Source organism: Lysobacter antibioticus HS124 (assembly GCF_000336385.2).
GTDB lineage: Bacteria > Pseudomonadota > Gammaproteobacteria > Xanthomonadales > Xanthomonadaceae > Lysobacter > Lysobacter firmicutimachus.
Window position 1 is genome coordinate 34,752 of sequence record NZ_HG424593.1, and the last position, 1,743, is coordinate 36,494.

At 70.0% G+C, this 1,743-nt stretch carries 2 protein-coding genes; both read right to left on the reverse strand.

Features of this window, described 5'->3' with window-relative positions; all coding sequences use genetic code 11:
* The coding region (locus tag TX83_RS24025; protein WP_428992586.1) for a nucleoside-diphosphate sugar epimerase/dehydratase at nt 1-752 on the reverse strand (752 nt) is incomplete at its 3' end.
* Nucleotides 753-848: 96 nt separating this feature from the next.
* Nucleotides 849-1,743 (reverse strand): lipopolysaccharide biosynthesis protein (locus TX83_RS20865; protein ID WP_186442671.1); only part of this gene is annotated, 895 nt, incomplete at its 5' end.

Here is a 1,743-nt window from a genome sequence, read left to right on the forward strand (position 1 = left end):
CCCTCGAGCACGTCCTGCAGGCGCGGCACCATCCGGAACGGCACCCCGGTGCGTTCGCAGGCCATCACCACCCGCTGCATCGCGTTGGCGTCGGCCGACGGCATCGCGATCACCAGCAGCTTGGCCGCGGTCTCGCGCGCGATCTCGGCGACGTCCTCGACCCGGCCCAGCACCGGCACGCCCTGGACCTTGCTGCCGCGCAGACGCGCGGCGTCGTCGAGGAAGCCGACCGGGTGGTAGGTGCCGAAGCGGCGCAGATCGCGCACCAGCGCCTCGCCGGCGCGGCCGGCGCCGAGGATCAGGATCCGCACCGACACCGCATTGGCGCTGTCGATTCGGCTGTCCTTCCAGGCCCGGTACAGCAGGCGCGGCGCGCCGAGCATGCCCATCAGCACCAGCGGATACAGCACCAGCACCGTGCGCGGCACCAGGTCGAGACGGTTGTACAGGAACAGGCCCAGCACGATCGCGAACAGGCCGAGCATGCAGGCCTTGAAGATATTCCAAAGGTCCGGCACGCCGGCGAAGCGCCACAGGCCGCGGTACAGGCCGACCTGCCAGAACACCAGGCCCTGCGCCGCCAGCACCAGGGCGATCTCGGTCGACCACAACGGCAGCGTCGGCGGCGTCACCACGACCCCGAAGCGCAGCTTGTGCAGGGCCTGCCAGACCAGCCACACCATCGCGAGATCGTGCGCGACCACCGCCAACCGTGGCAGGCCGCCTTTGAGACGATCACGCAATGAGTTCATTCCTTGCCCCAGCTGAAGTCGGTCGGATTAGCGTTACGGCTGTCGCGGATTGCAACGATGACGCCCCGCCGGCGATCGGTCGGGGCGTCGGTCGGCCTAGTCCCGGTCGCGGGGTTCGGCCTGGCGTATCAGCCACCAAAAAAAAGCGCCGGACATATACCACGCCGCTCCCATACCCAGGATGAAACCGGTCCGGACTTCGGTCACATAGCGCAGGGACACTACGGCCAACAGCGTGAAAGCCGCATAAGCGAGCGTGACCCGGGTGTGTCCGATCCGTCGCGCCCAGACCTGGTAGGCGTGCTGGGTGTGCGGCGTCCACCAGCGCTCGCCGCGGCGCACCCGGCTCAACAAGGTCAAGCCGGCATCCACCATGAATGCGGCCAAGGGCCACAACAACAGGGCTGAACGCGAACCGAGCCCGCTCGCCGCCAGCGCCGCCAGCCCGGCCACGGCGTAGCCGATCGCGCCGCTGCCGACGTCGCCCATGAAGATGCGCGCCCGCGGGAAATTGAACGGCAGGAAACCCAGGCAAGCCGCGGCCAGGGCCAGGGCCAGCCAACTCCACACCGGACCGCCGAGCCAGGCCAGGGCCAACGCGACCAGGGCCGCCTGGGACGCGGCCAGGCCGTTGATCCCGTCCATGAAGTTCCACACGTTGGTCAGGCCGATCGCCAACGCGAACGTCGCCAGTCCCAGCCAGGCCTCGCCGTGGATCGTACCCACCGCGACGCCCAGCAGGGCCGCGGCTGCGGCGTGCACTCCCAGGCGCAGCCACGGCGACAGGGGCCGGTGGTCGTCGATCCAGCCGATGCCCGCAATCAGGACCAGCCCCAGCCCGAATGCCGCCGCCAGCGGCGCATGGGAAGGGAAACGCACGCCGACCGCGACCGTCGCGATCAGCAACGCCGCGACAATCGCGATGCCGCCGCCGCGCGGGGTCGCCACGCTATGGCTGCGGCGCTCGCCGGGCTCGTCGATCATGCGCCGG